The 25,874-nt window shown below is 71.7% G+C and carries 24 protein-coding genes; 14 read left to right on the top strand and 10 right to left on the bottom strand.

The genetic code is table 11. The features are described from left to right. Both DQW85_RS18280 and DQW85_RS18275 read right to left on the bottom strand, forming a co-directional pair. Positions 1-808 (bottom strand): NAD-dependent epimerase/dehydratase family protein (locus DQW85_RS18280; protein WP_113701511.1); only part of this gene is annotated, 808 nt, incomplete at its 3' end. Positions 809-906: 98 nt separating this feature from the next. After that, positions 907-1,470 carry a DUF4142 domain-containing protein gene (locus tag DQW85_RS18275; RefSeq protein ID WP_162795088.1) on the bottom strand — a complete coding sequence of 188 codons (564 nt, stop codon included), beginning with the start codon at positions 1,468-1,470 and terminating at the stop codon, positions 907-909. 227 nt (positions 1,471-1,697) lie between these two features. Here DQW85_RS18275 and DQW85_RS18270 point away from each other — a divergent pair, with 227 nt between their 5' ends. The 4 genes from DQW85_RS18270 to DQW85_RS18255 all read left to right on the top strand — a co-directional run bounded on the left by DQW85_RS18270 (position 1,698) and on the right by DQW85_RS18255 (position 7,921). Further along, complete coding sequence (locus tag DQW85_RS18270) at positions 1,698-2,747, top strand: polyprenyl synthetase family protein (RefSeq protein ID WP_113701508.1); 1,050 nt, start codon at positions 1,698-1,700, stop codon at positions 2,745-2,747. Positions 2,748-2,833: 86 nt separating this feature from the next. Then, complete coding sequence (locus DQW85_RS18265; RefSeq protein ID WP_113701507.1) at positions 2,834-4,237, top strand: family 2B encapsulin nanocompartment shell protein; 1,404 nt, start codon at positions 2,834-2,836, stop codon at positions 4,235-4,237. Positions 4,238-4,274: 37 nt separating this feature from the next. Next, positions 4,275-5,696: a family 2B encapsulin nanocompartment shell protein gene (locus tag DQW85_RS18260; protein ID WP_113701506.1), complete on the top strand. Its 1,422-nt coding sequence runs from the start codon at positions 4,275-4,277 to the stop codon at positions 5,694-5,696. Beyond that, positions 5,693-7,921: a terpene synthase family protein gene (locus DQW85_RS18255; RefSeq protein WP_113701505.1), complete on the top strand. Its 2,229-nt coding sequence runs from the start codon at positions 5,693-5,695 to the stop codon at positions 7,919-7,921. The genes DQW85_RS18260 and DQW85_RS18255 overlap by 4 nt, the downstream gene beginning before the upstream one ends. Here DQW85_RS18255 and DQW85_RS18250 read toward each other — a convergent pair. Beyond that, a complete protein-coding gene (locus DQW85_RS18250; RefSeq protein ID WP_113701504.1) occupies positions 7,854-8,201 on the bottom strand; it encodes an STAS domain-containing protein in 348 nt (115 codons plus the stop codon). The genes DQW85_RS18255 and DQW85_RS18250 overlap by 68 nt on opposite strands. 847 nt (positions 8,202-9,048) lie before the next feature. Further along, positions 9,049-9,612 (bottom strand): hypothetical protein, encoded by a 564-nt coding sequence (locus tag DQW85_RS18240; protein ID WP_113701502.1) that lies wholly within the window; start codon positions 9,610-9,612, stop codon positions 9,049-9,051. Positions 9,613-9,954: 342 nt separating this feature from the next. Here DQW85_RS18240 and DQW85_RS18235 point away from each other — a divergent pair, with 342 nt between their 5' ends. After that, positions 9,955-10,899, top strand: a complete 945-nt coding sequence (locus DQW85_RS18235) for a C40 family peptidase (RefSeq protein ID WP_113701501.1) — start codon at positions 9,955-9,957, stop codon at positions 10,897-10,899. A gap of 198 nt (positions 10,900-11,097) precedes the next feature. On the opposite strand, the gene DQW85_RS18230 is transcribed toward DQW85_RS18235, so the two are convergent. The 3 genes from DQW85_RS18230 to DQW85_RS18220 all read right to left on the bottom strand — a co-directional run bounded on the left by DQW85_RS18230 (position 11,098) and on the right by DQW85_RS18220 (position 12,744). Beyond that, on the bottom strand, positions 11,098-11,337 hold the full coding sequence (locus DQW85_RS18230) for a hypothetical protein (RefSeq protein ID WP_113701500.1): 240 nt from the start codon (positions 11,335-11,337) through the stop codon (positions 11,098-11,100). Positions 11,338-11,662: 325 nt separating this feature from the next. Continuing rightward, positions 11,663-12,121: a MarR family winged helix-turn-helix transcriptional regulator gene (locus tag DQW85_RS18225; RefSeq protein ID WP_113701499.1), complete on the bottom strand. Its 459-nt coding sequence runs from the start codon at positions 12,119-12,121 to the stop codon at positions 11,663-11,665. Next, positions 12,118-12,744 carry a DJ-1/PfpI family protein gene (locus tag DQW85_RS18220; RefSeq protein ID WP_113701498.1) on the bottom strand — a complete coding sequence of 209 codons (627 nt, stop codon included), beginning with the start codon at positions 12,742-12,744 and terminating at the stop codon, positions 12,118-12,120. Before DQW85_RS18220 ends, DQW85_RS18225 begins: the two co-directional genes overlap by 4 nt. A gap of 60 nt (positions 12,745-12,804) precedes the next feature. On the opposite strand from DQW85_RS18220, the gene mads6 reads away from it, so the two are divergent. Then, entirely contained in the window at positions 12,805-14,154 is a 1,350-nt protein-coding gene (mads6, locus tag DQW85_RS18215; protein ID WP_113701497.1) for a methylation-associated defense system protein kinase MAD6, read from the top strand. A 63-nt stretch (positions 14,155-14,217) separates the two neighbouring features. Here mads6 and DQW85_RS18210 read toward each other — a convergent pair whose 3' ends face one another. Beyond that, positions 14,218-16,905, bottom strand: coding sequence for an AfsR/SARP family transcriptional regulator (locus DQW85_RS18210; RefSeq protein ID WP_113701496.1), 2,688 nt, complete (start codon positions 16,903-16,905; stop codon positions 14,218-14,220). 112 nt (positions 16,906-17,017) lie between these two features. Between DQW85_RS18210 and DQW85_RS18205 the strand changes: the two genes are divergently transcribed. The 4 genes from DQW85_RS18205 (at position 17,018) to DQW85_RS18190 (ending at position 20,880) form a co-directional block, all read left to right on the top strand. Continuing rightward, entirely contained in the window at positions 17,018-17,983 is a 966-nt protein-coding gene (locus DQW85_RS18205) for a M23 family metallopeptidase (RefSeq protein ID WP_113701495.1), read from the top strand. Beyond that, on the top strand, positions 17,980-19,386 hold the full coding sequence (locus DQW85_RS18200) for an N-acetylmuramoyl-L-alanine amidase (protein WP_113701494.1): 1,407 nt from the start codon (positions 17,980-17,982) through the stop codon (positions 19,384-19,386). The genes DQW85_RS18205 and DQW85_RS18200 overlap by 4 nt, the downstream gene beginning before the upstream one ends. Positions 19,387-19,465: 79 nt before the next feature. Beyond that, positions 19,466-20,509, top strand: coding sequence for a DUF2293 domain-containing protein (locus DQW85_RS18195; protein WP_205315214.1), 1,044 nt, complete (start codon positions 19,466-19,468; stop codon positions 20,507-20,509). Further along, positions 20,506-20,880: an MmcQ/YjbR family DNA-binding protein gene (locus DQW85_RS18190; protein WP_113701492.1), complete on the top strand. Its 375-nt coding sequence runs from the start codon at positions 20,506-20,508 to the stop codon at positions 20,878-20,880. The genes DQW85_RS18195 and DQW85_RS18190 overlap by 4 nt, the downstream gene beginning before the upstream one ends. Before the next feature lie 4 nt (positions 20,881-20,884). Here the strand turns inward: DQW85_RS18190 and kynU are convergent, their stop codons facing one another. Both kynU and DQW85_RS18180 read right to left on the bottom strand, forming a co-directional pair. Then, positions 20,885-22,081, bottom strand: a complete 1,197-nt coding sequence (kynU, locus tag DQW85_RS18185; RefSeq protein WP_113701491.1) for a kynureninase — start codon at positions 22,079-22,081, stop codon at positions 20,885-20,887. Positions 22,082-22,156: 75 nt separating this feature from the next. Continuing rightward, positions 22,157-22,954, bottom strand: a complete 798-nt coding sequence (locus tag DQW85_RS18180) for a 2-keto-4-pentenoate hydratase (RefSeq protein WP_113701490.1) — start codon at positions 22,952-22,954, stop codon at positions 22,157-22,159. Between the two features lie 132 nt (positions 22,955-23,086). Here DQW85_RS18180 and DQW85_RS18175 point away from each other — a divergent pair, with 132 nt between their 5' ends. From DQW85_RS18175 to DQW85_RS18160, 4 genes are all read left to right on the top strand, one after another. Then, positions 23,087-23,791, top strand: coding sequence for a dienelactone hydrolase family protein (locus DQW85_RS18175; RefSeq protein WP_113701489.1), 705 nt, complete (start codon positions 23,087-23,089; stop codon positions 23,789-23,791). Between the two features lie 58 nt (positions 23,792-23,849). Further along, positions 23,850-24,392 carry a VanZ family protein gene (locus DQW85_RS18170; RefSeq protein WP_205315213.1) on the top strand — a complete coding sequence of 181 codons (543 nt, stop codon included), beginning with the start codon at positions 23,850-23,852 and terminating at the stop codon, positions 24,390-24,392. A gap of 152 nt (positions 24,393-24,544) precedes the next feature. Next, positions 24,545-25,297 (top strand): GntR family transcriptional regulator, encoded by a 753-nt coding sequence (locus DQW85_RS18165; protein ID WP_240197258.1) that lies wholly within the window; start codon positions 24,545-24,547, stop codon positions 25,295-25,297. A 121-nt stretch (positions 25,298-25,418) separates the two neighbouring features. Further along, the gene (locus DQW85_RS18160; RefSeq protein ID WP_113701487.1) at positions 25,419-25,667 is read left to right on the top strand and encodes a hypothetical protein; all 249 of its coding nucleotides are present in this window, start codon (positions 25,419-25,421) and stop codon (positions 25,665-25,667) included. Positions 25,668-25,874 lie beyond the last annotated feature (207 nt).

The raw sequence follows: 25,874 nt of genomic DNA, 5'->3' as shown, positions 1-25,874 counted from the left end.
GGTGCCAGCCGGCGGCCATGGCGCCGCGGGCCAGCCGCGGCGAGAGCGCCACCGTCCTCGCGCCGAGCAGCCGGGCCAGGGACTCCGGGTCGAGCACCGGATCGGCGGCCAGGTTGAACGCCCCGGTGACCGGCCTGCTCACCGCCAGCCGGTACGCCTCGCCGGCGTCGTCGGCGTGCAGCGCCTGGAAGCGCAGCCCGGGGATGTCAGGCACGAACGGGATCCGCCCCGGCCGCAGCAGCCGCCGCGGCACGAACGGGCCGCCGAACAGCCGCCGCTGCTCGGAGGCGGCCTCCCGCTTGAAGACGAAGCCCGGTCGCATGCGCACCACGCGGATGTCGGGGTGGTCGTGCTCGAAGACGTCCAGCACCCGTTCGACGTAGGCCTTCTCCCGGCTGTACGCGGCGCCCGGCCAGCCGTGCGTCGGCCAGCTCTCGTCCACGGGACGGTCCTTGGGCCCCGGCGAGTACGCCCCCACCGAGGAGGCGTACACCAGGGCGGGCACCCCGGCCTCGGCCGCCGCGCGGAAGACGCGCATGCTGCCCAGCACGTTGGACCGCCAGGTGACGGTGACGGCCCTGGTCGGCTGGAACAGCCAGGCCAGGTGGACCACCGCGTCGGCCCCCTCGAAGACCTGCGCGAGGTCGTCGGTGGCCACGTCGGCCCGCCGCCACTCGGTGCGCCCGGGCTGCCAGCCGGGGACCCGGCGGGCGACCCCGACGATGGACGTCACCTCCGGGTCCGCTTCCAGGGCGCGCACCACGCTGGTGCCGACGTTGCCGGTGGCCCCGACCACGATCACTCTCATGGGGCTCCGCTGCCCGGTCTCCGCAGCCCGAAACCCCGCGCGCGGAGCGACGCCCGGCGCGCGGGCGTCATCGACCTCACGCCATACGGCCGGCCAGGCTAGTCGGCCTTGCGCAGCATGCCGAGGTGGCTGCGCAGGGACGGCAGCGCGGTCTTGGCAAGCGCCACGACCTCTGGGGCGCTGCCCCGCGTGATCTCGCGCCTCGTGACGGCGATGGCGTTCTTGTGGGACTTCAGCATCTCCGCCACGAACCGCCGGTCGAACTTCCGGCCCGCGGCCCCCGCCAGCTCCTCCGCCTGCTTGCGGTGCGCCTTCGACAGGGTGCTGGGCAGGGTGACGCCGAACCTCGCCGCGGAACGGAGGAGCTCCTCGTCGAACCGCCCGCGTTCGGTGAGCAGCGTCTCGCCCAGCGACTTGACCTTCCGGCTCTTGGCGTTGCTCTGCGCGAGCCTGGCCACCTGGAGCTCGGCCATGCCGCCCGCATGGATCCGCCGCAGCCAGGTCCGGTCCTGGCCGGACATCTGCACGGCCGCGGCGGACGGCGCGGGCGCCGAGGCCGGGGCCGCTTCCGGAGCGGCGGTGTCGGTGGCGCCGCCCCCGCAACCGGCGGAAGCGGTCACGGCCAGGGCGGCGAGGAGCAGGCTCAGGTGTGAGCGGCGCATGGACATGGAATCCCCACTTGTCTTGAGCACACAGCGTATGAGTACAAGTAGACACCTTTTGACTGCGGAGAGTAATCATGTGACGCAGCGTGTCGGCTTTCCGGACCCGAACTGCGGCGGGACGGGTGAGGCGAAACGGAACTCCAGCGACACGAGGGGCTTTACACAGTCTGTGTTCAATGAATAACTTCACGTAACGTAGCCGTTGTCGGAGGGGGCGCCGGGTCATGGCAGTGAGCTTCACGCACAATCTGGTCGGACCGCGCATCGACGAGCGCCTGATCGGCTTTCTCGACTCGTGGCGCGCTCCCGTGTCCGACCCGGACGTGGTGGCCGCCTACCAGTTGCTGACCGACTTCATCATGAGCGGCGGCAAGCGGATCCGCCCGCAGCTGTGCTACTGGGGCTGGTGCGGGGCCGGCGGCGACGACTGCGACGAGATCATCAGCGCGGCCGCCGCGCTGGAGCTCTGCCACGCCGGGCTGCTCATCCACGACGACATCATGGACGGCAGCGAGCTGCGCCGCGGCCACGCGACCGTGCACCGCAGGCTGGCCGCGCTGCACCACGGGCCCGGCTCCGAGACGTTCGGCCAGGCGGGCGGCATCCTGCTCGGCACGCTCAGCCTGGCCTGGGCCGACGCGCTGCTGTCGTCGTGCGGGGTGGAGCCCGCCCGGCTGCGCGTGGCGCACCACCTGTTCGACGCGATGCGCAGCGAGGTCATCAGCGGACAGTACCTCGACATCCTGGCCCAGCTCCGCTCCGGCGCGTCCGTGCCGCAGGCGCTCACGGTGATCCGCTACAAGACGGCCAAGTACACCGTGGAGCGCCCGCTGCAGATCGGCGGCGCGCTGGCCGGCGCTCGCCCGGAGCTGCTCGACGCCTACTCCCGCGTCGGCCTGCCGCTCGGCGAGGCGTTCCAGCTCCGCGACGACGTGCTGGGCACGTTCGGCTCCTCGGCCGAGACCGGCAAGTCGGCGCTCGACGATCTGCGCGAGGGCAAGCACACGGTGCTGTTCGCGCACGCCGTCCAGCGGGCGACACCGGCGCAGAGCGCCTACCTGCGCACCTGGCACGGACATCCCGAGCTGAGCGAGGAGCAGGCCGACGAGCTGCGCGCGATCCTGCTGGAGACCGGCGCGCTGGCCGAGGTGGAGGACATGATCGCCGATCGGGTCAGCGAGTCCGTCGCGGCCATCGAGGCGGCGCCCATCAGGCCCGAGGTCCGCGAAGCCCTCACCGTCCTCGCCGGGCAGCTCGCCCACCGCGACCGCTAGCCGGGTCACGCCCTCGCGGGCGCCTGTTTGGAACGTTCCGACAAGCCTTTTCCTGCCATGTCCCAGATGAAGATCGGTGGTGCAGCATGACCGAGACAACCGAGTCGACCGTGCCCAACGGCCAGCAGCTGAGCCTCAGCACCGAGGCCGCCCGCAACCTGGCCACGACTACCAAGACTCCGCCACAGATGCAGGAGATCACCTCCCGCTGGCTGCTCAGGCTGCTGCCCTGGGTGCAGACCTCCGGAGGTGTCTTCCGGGTCAACCGGCGGCTCACCTACACCCTCGGTGACGGGCGGATCACGTTCACCACGACGGGGGCGGAGGTGCGGGTCATCCCCGCCGAGCTGACCGAGCTGCCGCCGCTGCGCGGCTTCGCCGACATGGAGGTGCTGGAGGCGCTTGCCGAGCGCTTCACCCAGCGCGAGTACGAACCGGGCCAGCCGATCGTCACCCAGGACAGCCCGGTCGACCAGCTCGTGCTCATCGCGCACGGCAGGGTGGTCAAGACCGGCCACGGCGCCTACGGCGACGAGCAGAGCCTCGGGGTGCTGGCCGACGGCGACCATCTCGGCGAGCAGTTGCTGACCGGCGCCGACCGCTACGGATTCACCGCCAGGACCACGACCTCGTGCACCGTTCTCACGCTGTCGCAGCACGACTTCCGCCAGGTCCTGGACCAGTCCGAGTCGCTGCGCGAGCACCTGGAGGAGATCCGCGCCTGCGAGTCCCGGGCCCGCAACGACTACGGCGAGGCCGTGATCGACATGTCGTCGGGTCACAGCGGCGAGCCGACGCTGCCCGGCACGTTCGTCGACTACGAGCTGAGCCCGCGCGAATACGAGCTGAGCGTGGCGCAGACGATCCTGCGCGTGCACACTCGGGTCTCCGACCTCTACAACCAGCCGATGAGCCAGCTCGACCAGCAGCTCCGGCTCACCATCGAGGCGCTGCGCGAGCGCCAGGAGCACGAGCTGGTCAACAGCCGCGAGTTCGGCCTGCTGCACAACGCCGACTTCAGCCAGCGCATCCGCACCCGCACCGGCCCGCCCACGCCCGACGACCTCGACGACCTGCTGGCCAAGGTGTGGAAGGACCCCGCCTTCTTCCTGGCCCACCCCCAGACGATCGCCGCCTTCGGCCGCGAGTGCTCCAGGCGGGGCCTCTACCCGCAGTCGAGCGAGGTCAACGGGCACCGGGTGCCGGCCTGGCGGGGCGTGCCCATCTTCCCGTGCAACAAGATCCCGGTCTCGGGGGCCCGGACGAGCTCGATCATGCTCATGCGCGTCGGCCAGGACAACCAGGGCGTCGTCGGCCTGCACCAGACCGGCCTCCCCGACGAGTACCAGCCGAGCCTGTCGGTCCGGTTCATGAACATCAACGAGAAGGCGGTCATGTCCTACCTGGTCAGCGCCTACTACTCGGCGGCCGTGCTGGTGCCCGACGCGCTCGCGGTGCTCGAGGACGTCGAGCTCGGCCGCGAAAACTGACGGAGTCCGTCCGGTCGAGGGATTGGTGGTGTTTCGGTTGACGGAGCGGGACCAGCGGGATCAGCGGCTGAGCTTGGACACCGCGGCGGCGCGCACGCTCGCCACGACGACCAAGACGGCCCCGCAGACGCGGGAGATCACGCCGCGCTGGCTGCTGCGGGTGCTCCCCTGGGTGGACGTCCCCGGCGGCACCTACCGGGTGAACCGCAGGCTCACTTATCCGGTGGGCGACGGCCGGGTGGCCTTCACCTCCGCGGGCACGCGGATCCGGGTGGTCCCGCCCACCCTCACCGCACTGCCGCCGCTGCGCGGGTTCGCCGACGAGCCCGTGCTGGAGACCCTCGCGGCCCTGTTCGAGCAGCGCGAATACGCGCCCGGCGAGCCGATCGTGCGGGCCGGCGAGCCGGCCGACAGCCTGCTGCTGATCGCGCACGGCAAGGCCGCCGTGCTCCAGCCGGGCGCGTACGGCGACAGCGTCGTCCGGACGATTCTGTCCGGCGGCGACAGCGTCGTCCGGGCGGCGCCGTCCGGCGGCGACCACGCCGGAGCCGGCCCGCCCCCGCCGGACGCGCGCTGGGCCTTCACCCTTGAGGCCCGCACCACCTGCACGGTGCTGCTCCTGCCGTGGGGGGTGTTCCGCACGGCAGCCGGGAGATCGCCATCGCTGGAGGCGCACCTGGCCGCCCACCAGGCGGTCCCGGCCCGCCCGCGCAACAAGCACGGCGAGGCGGCGATCGAGCTGGCCGCAGGCCATCGGGGCGAGCCGACGCTGCCCGGCACGTTCGCCGACTACGATCTCGGGCCGCGCGAATACGCCCTGAGCGTCTCCCAGGCGGTGCTCCGGGTCCACACCCGGGTCGCCGACCTGTTCAGCGAGCCGATGGACCAGACCCAGGAGCAGCTCAGGCTGACGATCGAGGCGGTCCGCGAGTCGCAGGAGCGCGAGCTGCTCAACAACCACGACTTCGGGCTGCTGCACAACGTCGACCCGCGGCAGCGCTTCGCCACGCGCGGCGGCCCGCCCACCCCCGACGACCTCGACGAGCTGCTCTGCCGCCGGAAGAAGTCGCGCTACTTCCTGGCCCACCCGAGCGCCGTCGCCGCGTTCGGCCGCGAGTGCACCCGTAGGGGCGTCTACTCGGAGCCCGCCGAGGTCGGCGGGCGCGTGGTGCCCGCCTGGCGGGGGGTGCCGATCCTGCCGTGCGACAAGATCCCGATCACCAGGCGGGGCACGACCTCGATCCTCGTGCTCAGGACGGGCGAGGAGGACCAGGGCGTGGTCGGGCTGCGGCAGACCGGCGTCCCCGGCGAGCGCGAGCCGGGGCTGAGCGTACGCAGCACGGGCATCGACGCGCGGGCCATCGCCTCCTACCTGGTCAGCGCCTACTACTCGGCCGCCGTGCTGGTGCCCGACGCGCTCGGCATGCTCGAAGACGTGGAGATCGGAGCGACCTCATGACCGACCAGCCGTTCGAACTGCCCGACTTCTACCTGCCGTATCCCGCGCGGCTCAACCCCCACGTGGAGGAGGCCAGGCGGCACTCCCGGCAGTGGGCGCGCACGATGGGGATGCTGGAGGGCTCGGGCATCTGGGACGAGCACGACCTCGACTCGCACGACTACGCCCTGCTGTGCGCCTACACCCATCCCGACTGCGACGGCCCCGGGCTCTCCCTGATCACCGACTGGTACGTGTGGGTGTTCTTCTTCGACGACCACTTCCTGGAGCTGTTCAAGCGGACCGGCGACAGGGAGGGCGGGCGCGACCACCTGGAGCGGCTGGCGGCGTTCATGCCCATGGACCTGTCCGAGGGCTTCCCCGAGCCGGCCAACCCGGTGGAGGCGGGCCTGGCCGACCTGTGGGCCCGCACCGTGCCCAGCAGGTCGCCGCAGTGGCGCGAGCGCTTCGCCGAGACCACCCGAAACCTGCTGAACGAGTCGCTCTGGGAGCTGTCCAACATCAACGCGCACCGGGTGCCCAACCCGGTCGAGTACATCGAGATGCGCCGCAAGGTCGGCGGGGCGCCGTGGTCGGCCGCCCTGGTCGAGCATGCCGTGGGGGCCGAGGTGCCCGAGCGCGTCGCCGCCTCCCGGCCGATGAGGGTGCTGCGCGACACGTTCTCCGACGGAGTGCACCTGCGCAACGACCTGTTCTCCTACCAGCGTGAGGTCGAGGACGAGGGCGAGCTGAGCAACGGCGTGCTGGTCCTGGAGACCTTCCTCGGCTGCACCACCCAGGAGGCGGCCGACTCGGTCAACGACCTCCTCACCTCGCGGCTCCAGCAGTTCGAGCACACCGTCGCCACCGAGCTCGGGCCGCTCTTCGTGGAGCACGCCCTCGACCCGCTCTCGTGCGCGGGTGTGCTCGCGTACGTCAAGGGGCTGCAGGACTGGCAGTCGGGCGGCCACGAGTGGCACATGCGCTCCAGCCGCTACATGAACGAGCGCGCGGCCAAGGGCCGCGGCCTGGGCCCGACGTCGCTCGCCGGGCTGCTCGGCGCGCGGCGGATCCGCTCCTTCAGCCACGTCCCGCACCAGTGCGTCGGCCCGTCGCTGATCCCCGACCTCTACATGCCGTTCGCCCCGAAGCTCTCGCCCCATCTCGACGCGGCCCGCGCCCACCTCGTCGTCTGGTGCCACGGGATGGGCATCCTCGAAGCCCAGCCCGGCGTCACCGGCTCGGCGGTGTGGGACGAGGAGAAGCTGATCGACTACGACTTCCCCCTGTGCGCGGCCGGCATCCACCCCGACGCCTCGCCGGAGCAGCTCGACCTGTCGTCGGCCTGGCTGGCCTGGGGCACCTACGGCGACGACTACTTCCCGGTCGTCTTCGGCCGCACCCGCAACCTCCCCGCGGCCAAGGTCGCCGTCGACCGGCTCCCGGCGTTCATGCCGATCGACGGCCACATCCTCGCCACGCCGGTCAACGCCCTCGAACGCGGCCTCGCCGACCTGTGGACCCGCACGGCGGGGCCGATGGCGCCCGGCGCGCGGCGGGCGTTCCGCAAGACCATCGAGGACATGATCGGCAGCTGGCTGTGGGAGCTGGCCAACCAGGCGGCGAACCACATCCCCGATCCGGTCGACTACATCGAGATGCGGCGCATGACGTTCGGCGCCGAGCTGACGATGAGCCTGTGCCGGCTGGGCCACGGCAACGTGGTGCCCCAGCACATCTACGACAGCGGGCCGATGAGGTCTCTGGAGAACTCCGCCATGGACTACGCGGCCCTCCTCAACGACGTCTTCTCCTACCAGAAGGAGATCGAGTTCGAGGGCGAGGTCCACAACGTGGTCCTCGTCGTGCAGAGCTTCTTCGACTGCGACTATCCCGCGGCGCTCGCCATCGTCAACGACCTGCTCACGTCGCGGATGCGGCAGTTCCAGCACGTGGCCGAGCACGAGCTGCCGGCCCTGTACGACGACGCCGGCCTCGACGAGGAGACCCGGCGGGTGCTCCGGGGCTACGTGGAAGAGCTCGAGAACTGGGTGTCCGGCATCCTGGTGTGGCACCGCGAGTGCCGGCGCTACGACGAGGCGTCCCTGCGCCGCCACCACCGGCCGCCGCTACCCCGCCTGGGCGGGCCGACCGGCCTGGGCACCTCCGCCGCCATGATCACCCGGCCGGGTCCGGCTCGTAGCACCAGCCCAGCAGTTCCAGCAGTCTCCGCTGGTACGGCGTGACGTTGCGCAGGCGTACCCACCGCTGCGGCTCAGGCGTCGCGACGTGGAGCAGCGCGCGCAGCCCCGCCAGATCGATGAAGGTGAGCCCGCTGGTGTCGACAGTGACCTGCCCGCCGCGCACGCGGCAGTCGGCCAGCGTCCGGGACAGCGCCTCGCTGTTGGTCATGTCGATCTCGCCGTCGAGGACGAGCAGCGGGCCCCGCGGGCCTGACCTGAGGGAGATCCGCACCAGCCCGTCGGCGTAGAGCAGGCGCTCGGTCGTCTCCGCGCCACCGCCCATCGGCCTCGCCCCCCATCTCCTCTGCTGTGGGGGTCGCGCCGGTGAGATCGGCGCCCCTGCCACGGACGGAGGGTGACGGTCATCGCACGATGACGACCCCGAACCAGATTACCGGAAACATGTTTCCATAAGTAATGTTCACGATAAAGGTGCGGTATGTGGCACGATCCTGTGCCCGCTCTTGTGCCCGCTCTTGTGCCCGCGGCGCCTGACACGCCAGAACGCCCGGCCGGGATCGGGGGTGACCACCGATCCCGGCCGGGCGCCGCGGCCCTTACGGACTCCCTGTGCGACCGTCAGGGCGGAGCAGGTCTCGCAGGGCGTCTCCACTCGGCCGGCTCGCCGCCACCATCATCACCGCCCCCGTCGTGCTCGTCGCCGCGGTTCGGCTCCAGGCCGCCGCACTCACGCCCACGGTGATCTCCACCGGCTCTGGCATCAGGCGCCTCGACGAGGTCGCCATCTCACGCCCACGGCCGCCGGCGGATGTGGTGCCGTCGTACCCGGGCGACGGCTGCTTCCGGATGGTCACGTCTGACGCTGCCGGTCGCCGCCGCCCTGCCTGTGTCGCCCGCCCTGCCGTTCACTGCCTGTCCTGCCTGTCCTGCCTGTCCTGCCTGTCCTGACTGTCCTGCCTGTCCTGACACCCTGACTGTCCCTGGCCGTGCCGCATGCGCGGTGCCGGTCCGGATCCGCTGGGAGTGCACTGTCCCAGCGGAACGCCGGCCCGATCCCGGCGGGCACCGCCGCCATCCAAGTGGTGCCGCCGCGTTCGGGTACCGCCGCTCCGGGCCGTCTCGGGCGCGATGCTTCACGCCTTCAGGGCTCGTCCGGGTCTACGGAGAGTTCAGCAGGGGGCGGGCAGGCTGGTGAGGCCGGTGGCGCCGGTGCCGGTGTTGTTCAGCGCGGTGACGTCCACCTTCTGCAGCTTGTCCACGTTGAGCACGTGGACGTTCTTGACCGCGTTGTTGGCCACGCCGTTCAGCAGGCTCGCGCCGCTGAGAGCGGTCCACTGGCTCCCGATCTGGTTGCCGGTGTTGAGGGCGCCGGAGGAGGTGGTGAGCGGGGCGCTGGCGCTGGGCACGCAGTTGGTCGCGCTGATGACGGTCTTGGCCTCGCACCAGGTGGAGGAGGTCGCGGTGGAGGAGGTCGCGGTGGTGTTGGAGGTGGTGTTGGAGGTGGTGACGGGCTTGGCGAGGCAGTTGGTCGTGCTGACGACCGGCTTGGCGATGCAGTTGGTCGCGCTGATGACCGGCTTGACCGCGCAGACGTCCGTGGGGACGGCGGGCTTGGCGACGCAGTCGGACGTCCTCTTGACGGGCACGGGGTTGGCGTCGGCAGAGGCGGCAGTGGCCGAGAAGCCGAACGCGAAGCCGGCGATGGCTGCACCGACGAGAATGCGACGCATCATTTCACTTCTCCTTTGTTGGGGAATCAGCGCGGAGGGGATTGCGCTTCATCTGAGTCGCTCTCACAGGTCTGCGAGAGGCCGAATAAAGATCCCGCGCCACGGCCGTCGGTCGCAACTGAAATTCGCTAAGTCGAAGTCAAATACGAGCCTCAATTGCTTGGCTCGCGGTGATGCGCTGCCCGGATATGTCCTGAATGCTCCAGACTTGGCCGGGGGCTATCAGCGGCTATTTTTCAGCTTATTGCCATATGCGCTACCGGCCTGACTAAAGGGCGTTTTATCCCCATAGGGCGGGAGGAATACTCCGACTGGACTTCTCGCAACGGGAGCGCTGGACATGCCATGGACCGAACACGGACGCTTCTCCTGAAGGCGGCGACGAGCGGATCGTGCGCGATGCTGCTCGCCCTGGAATGCCTCCCGGCGCAGGCCACAACCGTCCCGCCCGCCTCGTACGCCCGGTGCGCCTCCACGGCGGGCAAGGAGCCCTCCCCCAAGGCGGGCAGAGGGCACTCGACCAGGGCGAGCAGGAAGCGCAGGGGCGGGGGGAAGGCGACCACAGCCGTCGGAAAGCTCCAGGCCACGGGCGGCGCCAAGCCGGCCGCGGTAGCCCCCGGGACCCGCCAGACCGCTCGCGGGGGAAAACCAGCCGCACCAGCCGCGGGGACGCGCCAGACCGCTCGGGGCGGGAAGCCCGCCGCACCGGGCGCGGGGACGCGCCTGGCCTCCGGTGCGGTCGCGGCGCAGGCCGCGATGGGGATGCTGGGGATCCCCTACTCATGGGGCGGTGGCGGGCCGGAGGGGCCCAGCTACGGGATCGGGCGCGGCAGGAAGACCAAGGGCTTCGACTGCTCGGGCCTGGCGGAGTACGCGTGGGCCCGTGCCGGCGTGCGGATCGGCCCCACGACCCGCGAGCAGTGGAGGTCTGGCGCCCGCGTTCCGAGGGCGCAGGTGCGGGCCGGTGACCTGGTGTTCTACGACAGCAAGCCGAAACGGCCGGGGCCGGAGCACGTGGCGCTGGCCGTGGACGGGGAGCGCGTCGTCGCGGCTCCCTTCACCGGGGAGGTCGTACGCCTCGACCCGCTGAAGAGGCCCGACCTCATGGGCGTGATCCGGCCGGGCACCGACCGCGAGCGGCCGGACACGCCAGGAACGGCGGACAGGCCAGGAACGGCGGAGGCCGGCAACGGCGGAGAGGCCAGGAGCGGCGGGCAAGCGAGGGGTCACGGACACGCGAGGGTGAAAGGCAAGGGAGGGGTGGCGAGCGGTACGGGGCGTTCGGCTTGAGCAGGTGAACGCCCCGGACCGCCTGCGCATCGTGCTCGGTGCACCGGGCGAACGTCCGTGGCCTCGCGAGAATCCACGGTCCGGTTCGCACACGGGCTCACATTGGGCGCCGGTCCGCGAAGGGGATGGCGGCCGGCAGCCGCCGGCTTGTGGCCGGAGGGCTGGCGACAGGACTCCGCGTCCGCGCCCGGGTCGATGTCAGAAGTTGTTCAGCACGCTGACGTCGAGCTCCTGCGCATCCGAGACGTTGAGCACGTGCACGTCGTGGACCGAGTCGGTCAGGACGTAGTTGAGCGCGGTCAGCCCGTCGGCGACGCTCCACTGGCTGAGCACGCTGTTGCCGGTGTTGACCGGAGCGGAGTCGGCGGAAGCGGCGGTGGCCGAGAAGCCGAACGCGGCGCCCGCGATCGCAGCGCCGACGAGAATACGACGGATCATGTTTGTTTTCCTCCGTTGATCGGCGCTCGTTTGTCGCGCCATAGTCGATTGCGCAGGGCTGTGAGGTGCCGCCAATAACGATCCCCAACACTCAGCGTGAGCCGCAACCCAAGAAAGCCTCGCCGGAGTCAAGGAGCCGCCTCGTTTTCTTGGCACACGGTTTCGCGCGCCGCGAACTCGCGCCATATACAGAATGGCACCGGGGGCCGGGGGCCCCGCTTTAACATGATCACCCGAAATTTGGGCGCCGCATTCAGATAGGACCGCTAGGCGGACCGGCGTTTTTTCCCAACGCGGGTCACGCCCCGACGATCCGGGGGGCGGGTCACGGCTGTGGCGGCGACTGCTCGCTCAGGCGCTCCAACGCCGCCGACAACCGCTGGAGGGACTCCAGGCACTCGCGGGCCCCGGCCATGCCCAACTCCTCCACCAGCCGGTCGGCGAACTCCTGGTGCCCAGGAACGATCCTGCCGATGGCCTCCAGCCCCGCCGCCGTCTGCCGCAAGAGCTTGGCGCGGCGGTGGGCGGGGTTGGGCCGGTATTCGGCCAACCCCTTCTCCACCAGCAGGTCGGCCACCCGCTGCACGCCCTGGCGGGTCATCCCCATGGCCCGCGCGATGCCGGCGACCGGCAGGGGCTCGCGCAGGACCGCGCCGAGCACCTGCCACCAGGCCGCGGTCAGCCCCGCCGGCCTGGCCAGTTTCTCGGCGACCTCCAGGAACTGGCCGTTCAGCCGGAACGCGGTCAGCGCGCCGGCCGAGAGCAGGTCGGCGGACTCGCTCATGCCGACATCAGGACTTCGTAGGCCGAGGCGTCGCTCTTGGCGAACAGCCTGAACCACGCTTCGAGGACCTCGGGCCGGTAGACGCCGAGGCGGCCGAAGATCTCGCGGGCGAACGCCACCGGCTCCGTCGGGCCCGCGGTGATCAGGTCGCCGCCGGTCACCGCGTCCTCGTCGAGGTAGTGCTTGGCGCCCTCGTACCCCTCCACCGTCTCCAGGTACTGCAGCACCGCGCTGGTGTGGTCGCGATCGTTGAGCAGCCCCTCGCGCGCCAGCCCCGCGGTCGCGCCGCAGATGGCGGCGACGGGGACGCCCGCGTCGAGGAACGCCCGGGCGGCGCGGCCGAACGGCGCGAGCGCGTCGCCCGCCTCCCACAGCTCCGCGCCGGCCAGGATCAGCAGCTCGCTGCCCTCGGGCGAGAGCTGGTCGAGCGTGATGTCGGGGATGACGCGCATGCCGCCCATGGTGGTGATCGGCTCGCCCGTCAGCCCGACCGTGACCACCTCAAAACCGGGCTCGCGGCGGAAGGCGCCGTTGCGGAGGTGGGCGATGGCGTGGCCCGCCTCCCAGTCGGCCATGGTGTCGTAGATGCCGACGTGGACCGTCTTCTTCGTCGTCTCGCTCATGACAATATACTGTCATATCGACAGCATGCTGTCGAGTGTTGGGCGTGCGAGGATATGCGCATGGCAGAGATCGTCGGCGGGGGACGGCCGGTCAACGACGCCGAGCGGCGGGTGATCGCCTACTTGCGCGACCACGCGCCCGAGGGCTGGCTGTTGCTCCACAACGTCGAGGTGCCGCGCGGGCACGACGTGTTCGAGGTCGACCTGCTCGTGCTCACCGGCCACTCCCTGGTGGTCGTGGACGTCAAGGGCACGAGGGGCCGCATCGAGGTGTCCGGGGCGCGCTGGTTCCCGCCCCGCCGCGAGGCGTTCGGGTCGCCCGTGACCAAGCTCAGAGGCACCGCCAAGGCGCTGAAGGGCCTGCTGGTCTCGAGGGCCACCCAGCTGGAGCGGGTCTACGTCGACAACCTCGTGGTCCTGACCGCCCCCGACGCCGAGCTGGTCGATCCGGCGGGGCGCGACAGGCCCAACGTCACCGACCTGCCCCACCTGCTGGCCACGCTGAGCGACGTCTCGCGGATCAGGCGCGGGTGCAGCCCCGACATCCGCCCGTACCTGACAGCGATCCTCGACGCCCTCAACCAGTCGGTACGGCGCAGCACCGCACCGCCCCGGTTCGGCAACTGGGAGGTCGAGGAGCAGCTCGGCGGCGACGCCAGGGTGACCGAATACCGGGCCTTCAACGCCACGCTCCCGGGCAGCGAGACCGTGCTGCTCCGGGTCTACCAGGCCGACCCGCTGGCCGACGAGGAGTCGCGGGCCGCCGAGCGGCAGCGCATCGCCAACGCCTACCAGACGCTGGCGAGGATCCCGCCGCATCCGTGCGTGGTGCGCTCGCGCGACTTCTTCGCCATCGACGACGAGAGCAGGTTCGTGCTCGTGCTCGACGACGTGCACGGGGAGGCGCTCCACCTGAGCCTGGGCAAGGGCGTACGGCTGGGCGTGATCCAGGACCTGCTGCGCGGGCTGTCACACGCCCACGCCCACGGCGTCGTCCACCGCGCCCTCACCCCGGCCTGCGTCCTGGTCACCGACGACCGGCACGCGGTGCTGACCGGGTTCGACTACGCCAAGCCCGGACCGCGCAACTTCACGGTGGCCCACGAGCTGTCCAACGTGCTCGACGCCCACTACGTGGCGCCCGAGTGCCACGACCGGCCCGGCAGGATGACCACCGCCTCCGATGTCTACGCGGCCGGAGTGATCGCCTACCAGCTCCTCACCGGGGACCTGCCGGCCGGGCCGGACGCCCACGGGCCGGACGTCCCCGACGTGGTGCGACGGATGCTCGACCACTCCCCCGCCAAGCGGCCGACCGCGGCGGAGGCGCTCGCCGCCCTGCAGGGCGTCTCCCAGGAGTCGCGGTCGCGGCTCAGGCGCCTGGTCCGCCGCATCGTCTCCGGCTCGTGACAGACGCCCCACCTGGACCGCCGCCCCCACGACGAGCTGCCCGGCGGCCACCCGGAGCAGGCGTCAGACGGGCAGCGCGCGGCGCAGCACGCTGGCGTGGTTGAGGTAGTCGAGGGCCAGGCCCGTACGGCCCGCGGAGCGGTGCAGCTCGCCGAGCAGCTGCGTGGTCGAGGCCTCACCGCTCCGGTCGCCCAGCTCCTGGAAGACCACCAGCGACTTCTCGAGGCCGGCCGAGGCGCCCGCCAGCTCGCCGCGCGCCACCTGGAGCCCGGCCAGGCTCTGCAGGGCGTAGGCACCGCAGTGCCGGTCGCCGAGCGAGTCGAAGATGTCCAGGGCGTGCCGGTGGAAGGACATGGCCCGGTGCAGCCGGCCCATCTGCAGGCATACGCAGCCTTCGCGGTGCGCGTCTCCCAGTTCCCTGGCCAGCCGCATGGCCTGGCGCAGGGAGGCGTCGGCCTGGGCGTGGTCGCCGGCCTTGAGGTGGACCCGCCCGATGGCCTGCCTGGCGAACGCCTCGCCCTGCGGGTCGCCGACGGCCAGGAACATGGCCAGGGCGCGCTTGAACTGGCCGAGCGACTGGGCGTGCCTGCCGCGGAACTGGCTCAGCGCGCCGAGCCCGCAGATCGAGGTCGCCTCGGCCCGGACGTCGCCGAGCTCGTGGAAGAGCCGCCGGGCGCGGAGGAAGCCCTCGGCCGACTCGTCGTACCGGTCCTGGTAGAGGGCGACCTGGGCGAGACCCCTGAGCATGGCGGCCTCGCCGTACGTGTCGCCGGCGGCGCGGGCGGCGTCCAGGGCGACTGCGTGGGTGCGCTTCCACGTGTCCAGCAGGCAGTGCAGGTCCAGGTACGGGACCATCGCGGCGGCCAGCCCCCAGGCGGACTGCGCCAGGCCGGCCTGGGCGGCCACGCCCACCGCGCTGACGAGCGAGTCGTGCTCGGCCTCGAACCAGCCGAGCGGATCGGAGGTCAGGCGTTCCAGGGTCTGCTCCGGCAGTTGCCAGCGCGGCGTGCTCGGCGAGGTCAGGCTGAAGACGGTGGTGGGCAGCCTGCCCATGGCGTGTTCGGTGGTCGCGGTCCACGCGGCCAGCACCCTGGCGAGCCCGTCGCGGTCGGGACGGCGTTCGAGCGCGTGGCGGCGGATCAGGTCGGGCACGCGGTAGCGCGGCTGGCCGACCGGGTCGGTGCCGACCAGTTCCAGCAGGTTGACGTCCACCAGGTGGTCGGTCACCTCGTGGGCGCGGTGGCGGTCGAGCGCGGCGTCGACCACCCAGCCGGGCTGGGCGAGCCCGCCGAGCTGGCCGAACGTGCCGAGCGTGCGGGCGGCCTCGTCGCTGAGGTGGCGGTAGCTGCGGTCGAGGCTGTCGCGCACGTCGGCGAGCTCGTTGAGCCGGTCGTCCTCCAGCCGCTGCCTGAGCACCGCGAGCGACCAGCCGGGCCGCCCGGCCAGGCGCGCTCCGGCGCTCCTGACGGCGAGCGGCAGCCTCCCGCACGCCTCGACGATGGCCAGGGCGTCCTCCTGCTCGCGGGCCACCCTGTCCGCGCCGATCATCCTGGAGAGCAGCTGCATGGCGTCACAGGCGGGTAGCGCGCCGAGGTGGATGTGCAGCGCCCCGGGAAGCTGGGTGATCCGGCGCCGGCTGGTGACGATGGCCGCGCTGGCGTTGCCGGGCAGCAGGGGGCGCACCTGCGCGGCGTCGAGGGCGTCGTCCAGCAGGACGAGCATGGGCCGTTCGGCCAGCAGCGACCGGAACAGCGCCGACCGCTCGCGCGGCGTGGGCGGCGGCGTCTCGACGCCTAGCGCCCTGAGCGCCTCGGCGAGGACGTCGCCCGGTTCCCTGCCGTCGAGGTCCAGGTAGAGCTGCCCTTCGGGGAACCTCTCGCGGAGCGCGTGCCCGGCGTGTACGGCCAGCGCCGACTTGCCCGTCCCCGGCGGCCCTGAGACGACGGCCACCTGGAACGGCTTGGCCAGCAGGGCGAGGTCGTAGCCCCGGCCGGTGAAGTCGGGCAGGTCGGGCGGGAGCTGCCGAGGGGTGGCGGGCGGCGCCTCGTCGGCGAGGATCGACTCGTAGGTCGCGCGCAACCCGGATCCCGGCTCCACGCCCAGCTCATCGACGAGCTGCTCCCTGATCGTGGCGTAGGCCCGCAGCGCCTCGGCCTTCCTGCCGCCGCGGTGCAGGGCCACCACCAGCCGTTCCCACAGGTCCTCGCGGTAGGGGTGCTCGGCCAGCAGCCCGCGCAGCCCGGTGATCGCGCCGCTGTGGTCGCCCTGCTCCATCCGCCGGCTGATCAGCTCCTCGGCGGCACGCAGGCGGATCTCGTGGAGGGGTTCGAGGCGGCGGTCCCACTGCGGGCTGCCGGGCAGGTCGGCCAGCGGGGAGCCGCGCCAGAGCGCGAGGGCCTCGGCGAAGCGGGCCTGGCCGACCAGTTCCTCGAACGCGAGCAGGTCCAGCGCGCCGTCCGGTACGTCGATCGCGTAGCCGCAGCCCTCCCCGCGGAGGAATCCGCCGGCCGGCTCAGCGGCCCTGGCCAGGTCGGATCTGAGCGAGCTCACGTAGGTGCGGAGGTTGGCCTGCGCCGAGGGGGGTGGGCGCTCCGGCCAGAGCACCTCGACGAGCTGGTCGGCGCCGACCAGACGGCCCGTGTCCAGCAGCAACGTGGCCAGCAACAGGCGGGGTTTCCTGCCGGAGATCCGGACGGGCTGCCCCGACGACCGGACTTCCAGCGGCCCGAGCACATGAAAAGTGACCGTCATAGCCGCATCTGCTCCTTTTGGAGGCTGACAGCTCTTTGTACCGGGTCTGGACGTTTCTTGTGCACCATATGCCGACCCTGGTCTCAGAGATCCCACGGGAAAGGGTCACCACATGAAGCTCAATGGAGCACTGATAGCGGGTTGCGCGCTCTTATTCAGCCTGGGTACCGCCACCGCCGCGGTCGCCGACCCCACGCCCGCCCCGACGCCCACGGCGACGCCGACGCCCACGGGGACGGCGTCGCCGGACGCTCGGCTCCTGGCCGCTCCGAACTTCCAACTGCCGTTCCCCTGTGGTCAGACCTGGAACGGCAACAACAGCGCCAGCAGCGCCCACCGGGCGCACGAGATCGACTTCAACCGGGGCAGCACTCCGGGCGCGGATCTGGGTGACACGGTCGTCGCCGCCGCCGCGGGCACGGTCACGATCTCCGCGCACCAGGGCTCGATCAACCGCTTCGGCAACCTGGTCAAGATCGACCACGGGGGCGGCTACGCCACGTACTACGCCCACCTGAACGCCCGCTCGGTCTCCGCCGGTCAGTCGGTGTCGCAGGGCCAGAAGATCGGCACCGTCGGCAAGACCAGCAAGCCGGGCAACAACATCTCGCCCCACCTGCACTTCGAGATCCGCAAGGGCAGTGGCTACCCCTCCAACATCCAGCGGGCGGTCTTCGACGGCAGGCCCTTCCCCTACCCGGCCGCGAACGTGACCTCCAGGAACAAGTGCGGCGGTGGCGGCACGCCGACCAACCCGCACACCCCCCAGGAGGTCTGCGGCTCCGGCTACGGGGTGGTCGACTCGCAGGCGCTGGGCAGTGACGGCCGCGTCTACCTGCTCTACAACAACGCCACCGGCTACAACTGCGTGACCACGATCAAGGCCAGGTCGCTCGGCACGAACACCGCCACCACCGCCTTCCTGGAGGTGCGGGGCAGCGCCAGGAAGACCGACTCCGGCAACTACGGCTACTACGCCGGCCCCGTCACCGCCAAGGCCCCCGGCAGGTGCGTCAAGTGGGGTGGCAAGGCCGGCGCGAGCTCCTACACCAGTCCCTTCGAGCATTGCGGATCATGAAACTCAGAACCCTCGCACTCGCCGGACTGATCGCCGTGTCCGGCCAGCAGACGGCCTACGCCGCCACCCCCTCAACGGCCACGGCCCCGGCTCCCCTGGCCGAGGCGTTCACCAAGGCGGCCACCACGTACGACGTGCCGCATGACCTGCTGGTCGCGCTCGGCTACGCCGAGACCCACCTCGACGGGCACCGGGGCGAGCCGAGCGCCAGTGGCGGCCACGGCGTGATGCACCTGGTGAGCAACCCCAGGACGCGCACCCTCGAAGAGGCCGCCAAGCTCACCTCGCGGCCGGCCTCGCAGCTCAGGACCGACGACACGGCCAACGTGCTGGGCGGCGCCGCCGTCCTGCGCGCCAGGGCCGACTCGCTCGGCCTGGACGCGACCGCGCGCAAGGACGCCGCCAAGTGGTACGAGGCCGTCGCCGCGTACGGCGACGCCCTGGACGAGAGCACGGCCAAGCTCTACGCCGACGCCGTCTACGAGGTCCTGGCCTCCGGCGTCGACGCGGCCGGTGTGCAGACCGCCCCGCGGGCCGTGGAGCCGGACCTCGGCAGGTACGCCGACGCGGAGCCCCGCACGCTCGCCGCGGCCACCGACTACCCGGGCGCGCTGTGGAAGGCGGCCAGTCCCGCCAACTACGCCGTCTCCAACCGGCCGGCCGGCGACAGGATCGACCGGATCGTCATCCACGTGACCCAGGGCTCGTACGCGGGCACGATCTCGTGGTTCCAGAACCCGTCGGCCAAGGTGTCGGCGCATTACGTGGTGCGCTCCTCCGACGGGCAGATCACGCAGATGGTGCGCGAGAAGAACCGGGCCTGGCACGCGGGAAGCTGGAACAGGCGGTCGGTCGGCATCGAGCACGAGGGCTACGTCAGCAACGCCTCGTGGTTCACCGACCAGATGTATCGCGCCTCCGCGGCGCTGACCCGCAACATCGCCGACAGGTACGGCATCCCGAAGGACCGGACGCACATCGTCGCCCATTCCGGAGTGCCCGGCTCGGACCACACAGACCCGGGTCCCCACTGGAACTGGACCAAGTACATGGGCTACGTGACCGGCGGCGGCACGACCAACCCGCACACCCCCGAGAAGGTCTGCGGCGCCGGCTACCAGGTCGTCGACTCCCAGGCCCTGGGCACCGCGGGCACGGTCTACCTGCTCTACAGCTCGGCCAGCGGGAACAACTGCGTGGCGACGATCAAGAAGACCTCGCTCGGCAGGGCGAGCGCGGCCGGCGCCTTCCTGGAGGTGCGGGGCAGCGCCAGGAAGTCCGACTCCGGCAGCTTCGACTACTACGCGGGCCCCGTCATCGCCAGGGCGCCCGGCAAGTGCGTGAAGTGGGGCGGCTCGGCCGGCTCGGCGACCTACACCAGCCCGTTCGAACACTGCGGCTGATCCACCGGCCCGGCGGCCTTGGCGTTCCTCGTGCGCCAAGGCCGTTCCGGTGCGCGCGGACTCCGGCACACTGGGGCAGGTGAGCAAGCCGAACCTGGCGCGCAGGGTCGCCGACGCGGCCGAGATCGCGCTGGCCAACCAGAAGTACGTGACGTTCATCGACGTGGTCACCGGGCTGCGCTGGCTGCACTCCCGGCATGTCGACACCTGGCGGCAGGGCCGGGCCGGCGCGCTGGCCGAGCTGGCGGCGGTGGACGACGACCGCCTGCTCCAGGCGGCCGCTCTGCTGCGGGACTGGGCCGAGGCCAAGGGGCTGCGGCCGGTCGACACGCCGTACGTCGCGGGCAGCCGCGACCGGCGCGAGCTGCGTTTCACCGCCGCCCACCCGCAGGAGGCGTTCCGCATCCACTGGCTCTCCCCCGACCTGAGCGAGGCACGGGCGCGCCGGCTCACCGAACGCCAGAGCAAGGCCCCGGACCTGGTGGTCGTGGCCCCGCTGGGCCCCTGGACGTGCGCCACGTGCGCGGACACCGGCCCCTACCTGATCATGGAGGAGGACCGGCCGCACTGCCTCACCTGCGCGGACATGGACCACCTGGTGTTCCTGCCGTCGGGCAACGCGGCCCTGAGCCGCCGGGCCAAGCAGGAGAGCGGCCTCGCCGCCGTGGTCGTCCAGTACGACCGCCGCCGCAAGGTCTACCAGCGGCACGGCCTGCTGGTGGAGGAGCGGGCGCTGTCGCTGGCCGAGGAGCGCTGCCTGGCCGACGAAGAGGTACGGCTGCGCCGCCGGGAGCGCGACCGGGAGCGCCGGGCCGAGCAGGACGTCGAGTTCCAGGAACGGATGGCGGCCGAGATCTCCAGGCTCTTCCCCCGCTGCCCGGCGGAGCGGGCCAGGGAGATCGCCGCCCACGCCGGGCAGCGCGGCAGCGGCCGGGTGGGCCGCTCGGCGGCCGCCAGGGCGCTCGACGAGAACGCGATCACGCTGGCCGTCGTGGCGTCGATCCGCCACCTGGACACCGACTACGACGGCCTGCTGATGTCCGGCGTCCCCCGCATGGAGGCCCGCGACCAGGTCAGAGGCACGATCGACAGCAAGCTCGCCGAGTTCCGAGGAGTGGCATGAGCGACTGGCACGACATACGCGAGGAGCTGCGGGCGTTCGCGCTCGGGCTCCCCGAGACCCACGAGGACCACCCGTGGGGCGAGAGCGTCATCAAGGTGAACAAGAAGGTGTTCCTCTTCCTCGGCATGGACGAGCCATCCGAGAAGTGGGACCCGATGTTCAGCGTCAAGCTGCTGTCGGAGGCGCACGGGCACGCGCTGACCGTCGAGGGGGCGGCGCCGACCGGCTACGGGCTGGGCCGGGCCGGCTGGGTGACGGTGCCGTTCCTGGCGGCGCTGCCGGAGACCGAGGTGCTGCTCGACTGGGTGGAGGAGAGCTATCGGGCGATCGCCCCCAAGCGTGCCGTCAAGCTCCTCGACGAACGGTCCTAGCCGATCAGGTGACCGGCAGCCGCTGGGAGTATCTCTCGTCGCGCCAGAGCTCCTTGTCCAGCACCCTGGCCAGCGTGGCGGCGGCGTCGTGGACGTCCACGTAGCGTGTGTAGAGCGGAGCGAAGCCGAAACGGAGGATGTCGGGCGCCCGGAAGTCGCCGTGCACGCCGTTGTCGATCAGCGCCCGCATCACCGGGTAGCCGTCGGGGTGGCGCAGGCTGACCTGGCTGCCACGCCTGTCGGGGTCGCGCGGTGAGGCGACGTCCAGGCGGTCGCCGACCAGGTCGATGAAGAGCGAGGTCAGCGCCACGCTCTTGGCCCGCACCTGGTCCATCGGCACCCGCTCCCACACGTCCAGCGCCGCGTCCAGGGCCGCGGACGACAGCACGTGCGGGGTGCCCACCGCGAACCGCCTGATCCCCTCGGCCGGGCGGAATTCCGGCTCGAACGCGAACGGCTCGGCGTGGCCGTTCCAGCCGGACAGCGCGTTCTCGGCCGCACCCTGGTGGCGCGGGTTGACGTAGAGGAAGGCGGGCGAGCCGGGGCCGCCGTTGAGGTACTTGTAGGTGCAGCCCACCGCGAAGTCGGCCGCGGAGACGTCCACCTCCAAAGCGCCCACGCTGTGGCACAGGTCCCAGACGATCAGCGCGCCCGCCGCGTGCGCCCGCGCCGTGACCGCGGGCACGTCCTGCCGCGCGCCCGTACGGTAGTCGACCTCGGACAGCAGCACCACGGCCGCGCCGTCGAACCGGCCCTCCGCCAGGTCGCGCACCTCATGGCCGCCCAGCATCCTGGCGAGCCCCTGCACCATGTAGTGGTCGGTGGGGAAGTTCGTGGCGTCAGAGACGATCACCCGCCGCTCGGGCCGCAGCCGCAGGGCCGCCGACACGGCCTGGTAGATCGCGATCGAGGTGGTGTTGCCGACCACGACCTGACCCGGACCGGCGCCGATGAGCGGAGCCAGCCGGTCGCCGAGGGTGAGCGGCTGCGCGTACCAGCCGGCGTGGTTCCAGCCGCCGACCAGCAGTCGCCCCCACTCGTCCTCGACCGCCCGGCGCATCCTCTCGGAGGTACGGCGGGGCGGCGCGCCCAGGGAGTTGCCCACGAGGTAGACGACCCCGTCGGGCAGCACGAACTCGTCCCTGAACTCCCGCAGCGGATCAGCGGCGTCCAGGGCCAGGCAGTGATCTCGATCCGGCACCCCGTGACTCCTTCCGGCCTCGGCACCCACGGGCCCGTCGCGGCGGGAGCCGGAGCCCTGTCAGCACAGTCTCGTTCACCCCGAGAACACCGCGCGCACCGACCCCAGGCCGTCGATGCGCGCCTCGAACTCGTCGCCGGGCTCGACCGGCACGACCGGCCCGAGCGCACCGGTCAGCACCACCTCCCCGGCCCGCAGCGGGCGCTCGGTACGGCCCAGCGCCCCGGCCAGCCAGACGGCGGCGTTGAGCGGATGCCCCATGCAGGCCGCCCCCGAACCCGCGGAGACCTCCCGACCGCCCCTCGTCATCGTCATCGCGCTCTGCCTCAGGTCGAGCCCGGCCAGCGGGACGGGGGTGTTGCCCAGCACGAAGGCGCCGCTGGAGGCGTTGTCAGCGATCGTGTCCACCAGCGAGATGTCCCAGTCCGCGACGCGCGAGTCGGCGATCTCGATCGCGGGCAGCGCGAACTCCACCGCCCTGATCACTTCCGCCGCCGTGAACGGCCCGCCCACCAGGTCACGGCCCAGCACCAGCGCGACCTCGGCCTCGGCGCGCGGCTGGATGAACCGCTCCACCGGCACGGGCAGCCCGTCCAGGAAGGCCATGTCGGCGAAGAGCGTGCCGAAGTCCGGCTCGTCGATGCCGAGCTGCCGCTGGATGAGCGCGTTGGTGACGCCGATCTTCCGGCCGACCGGCCGGCGGCCCTCCTCCAGAGCGCGCCGGTTGTTGGTCTCCTGCACGGCGTACGCGTCGCGCGGCGTGCTGATCAGGTCACGGACCGGGGGACAGGGCTTGCCGGAGCGGGCGGCCTCGGCCAGCCGGTCGGCCGCCTGACCGAGGGTGTTGACTGCCTGGGACCATTCATCGTTCATCGGGCCACTCCAGCTCGATCGTGATCGTCGGATCCGGTCAGACCACAGTCTCCCCGTTCCCCACCTGCCGGGGTGGCGAACGGCAGGGGCCCGAGACGACGACCCCGTGCCCGGCCCGCCATCCTGGACACCATGCACAAGCGCATCGACCGGGTCACCGCACACGACGGCTCCTTCGACGTCCACCTCTGGCTGCCCGGCAGCGGCAGCGGTCCGGGCATCTTGCTCATCCAGGAGATCTACGGCGTCGGGCCGTACATCACCAAGGTCGCCGAGGACCTCGCGGCGCGCGGCTACGTGGTGGCCGCGCCCGACCTGTTCTGGCGACTGCGGCCCGGCTGGGTCGGCGAGCACACCCCGGAGGGCACGGCGGCGGCGATCGAGCTCGCGAGCGGCTTCGACCTGCCGCAGGGGGTCGCCGACTGCGCGCTCACCCTCGCCCATCTGGGGGAGCTGCCCGAGGTGACCGGCGGGCCGGGGGCGCTCGGGTTCTGCCTCGGCGGCTCGGTGGCCTTCATGCTGGCGACCCAGACACGGCTCGACGCCGTGCTGTCCTTCTACGGCTCCTCCGTTCCGGAGGCGGCGGGCCTGGTGGAGCGCATCGAGTCGCCGTTGCTGCTGGTGTTCGGGGGCAGCGATCCGTACATTCCGCGCGACCGGGTGGCGGCGGTGGAGAGCGCCGCGGCGGGGCGGACGAACGTTCGCGTGTACGTCGCCGAGGAGGCCGGGCACGCCTTCCACAACAGCGAGGCGCCGATGTTCCACCACCCGGAGGCGGCCGAGCGCGCCTGGACGATCGCGATCGCGTTCCTGGAGGAACACCTGCCCGCCCGGTGAACCGGCCTGTCCTGGACGCCACCTTCCTGTATCCCCGGCCCGCCGCCATCATGGTCCGGTGACGCGAACTTGGGAGCTGTGGGGAAATGTCGTCATCGCTGGGGTTTTGGCGCTTCCCCTGGCGGTGGCGGCGATGTTCCTCCTCGCCCGTCTCCGCGCCCGCGCCGGGCACCCCGCGCCTGGGCGCACCGCCCTGGCCGACGTCGGCATCGCGGCCGGCACGCTGCCGTGGGTGTGGATGATCCTCACCCCGGCCAGTGGTCAGACAGGAGTCAGCCTCGTCCCGTTCACAGACCTCACCACGCTCATCGGCGCGCCATGGGAAACCGTGTCGGTGCAGGTGGGGGGCAATCTCCTGGTCTTCGCCGCGCTGGGCGCGCTGCTGCCGGTGCGCAGCGCCCGCTTCGCCTCCCCGGCCCGCGTGGCGGCCGTCGCGGCCGTCGCGTCGGCGGCGGTCGAGGCCCTCCAGTACGCCCTGCGGCTGAGCCGCTTCTCCTCGATCGACGACGTGATCGTGAACACCCTGGGGGCCGTGCTTGCCGCGCTGGTCACTCGCCGATGGTGGGCCAGACCGGTAACGGTCCAAACTCATCTATGTTAACGGTCTGGCGAAACGTCGCCGCAGTTCACCACATGGGCACGATTCGCTCAAAAGAAGCTCGGGACCAACCTCCGTATCTGTGCGATCGTGGACAAGACGGGGCAAGTTCTCTGGAGACGCCAAACCCGGTTGGTGACAGAGGGTGGTCAAACGTGTCTGAATCCCCGGTTCCCCACGATCTCCCGATCTATCGACGCATCGCCGACGGCCTCCGCGCCCGGATCCTCTCCGGCGAACTGCGCGACGGGGACCGGCTTCCCGGCGAGAACGCGCTCATGGCCGACTACTCGATCGCCCGCGCCACGGCCAGGCAGGCGCTCGCCGTCCTCATCAACGAGGGCCTCGCCGTGCCCAAGAGAGGGTCGGGCGTCTACGTACGGTCGTTCAAGCCGATACGCAGGCACGGCTCCCGCCGCCTGTCCCGGGAGCAGTGGGGTGAGGGACGCGCCATCTGGGACGCCGACACGCGAGGCCGCCCGTTCACCGTTGACGAGGTCGAGGTGGTGCGAGAACAGGCGCCCGAGGAGGTGGCGAGGATCCTGGGCGGGCCCGACGCGTGGGTGCGGCGGCGCCGCTACTCGGTCGACGGGCGCCCGGTGCAGCTCGCGACCTCCTATTTCCCCGCCCAGCTGGTCGAGGGCAGCCCCGTGACCCTGCCCGACACCGGCCCCGGCGGCGTGTACGCCAGGCTGGCCGACCTCGGGCTCGCGCCCGCGCACTTCACCGAGGAGGTGCGGGCCCGGATGCCGGCGCCGCGGGAGACGGAGTTCCTCGGCCTGCCTGGCGGCACACCGGTGATCGTGATCGCGCGCACCGCCTACACCTCGCCCGGCTCGCCCGTGGAGCACAACGAGATGGTGCTGGACTCCGCGGCCTACGTACTCCAGTACGACTTCGACGCCTAGGTCAAGTTCTGTTGTCAAGCGATAGATGGACCTGTCCGCGGCGATCATAGATTTCTCTAGAGATGTGCCGCACCCTTCAAAGGAGATGGCACCTCGCCTGGGGCCCCGGAAGGATGAGCAGATGTCCTTTGACCGGCACCTCGCCGACATCGCCCGGGAGTTTCCCCAGTGGACCATCTGGCGAAGCGACGCGGGCCGCTGGTGGGCGACGCGCCACCATCCGCTCAGCGACGCGCAGCGCGATGCCGGATGCGCGATGACCATCGACGCGGACGACCCGGCTGCCCTGCGCGAGCAGCTCCGGGACCAGGAGAGCAAGGCGGACGACCAGGAGAGCGCGGACGGCAATACCGGCCCCGCCTCCCCCTAGCGCCCGGCGACCCTTCGCCTGGAGGGTACGCCGCGGGCGCACGCGAGCAGCCCGGTGCCGGGTCCAGCGTCTCGGCGGCCCCGGCACCGGGCCCCCAGAAACGGGGCCACGTACGCGGAAGCCTCCGACCCGATCGGGGGCGGAGGCTTCCGCTCGCCCGCGCCGCCGGGTGGCGAGAGCAGGCGCGCGGCGGGTGCCGGCGGGGCG

This window comes from Nonomuraea lactucae (assembly GCF_003313395.1).
Taxonomy (GTDB): Bacteria; Actinomycetota; Actinomycetes; order Streptosporangiales; family Streptosporangiaceae; genus Nonomuraea; species Nonomuraea lactucae.
This window is presented reverse-complemented; position numbering and strand designations above follow the sequence as displayed.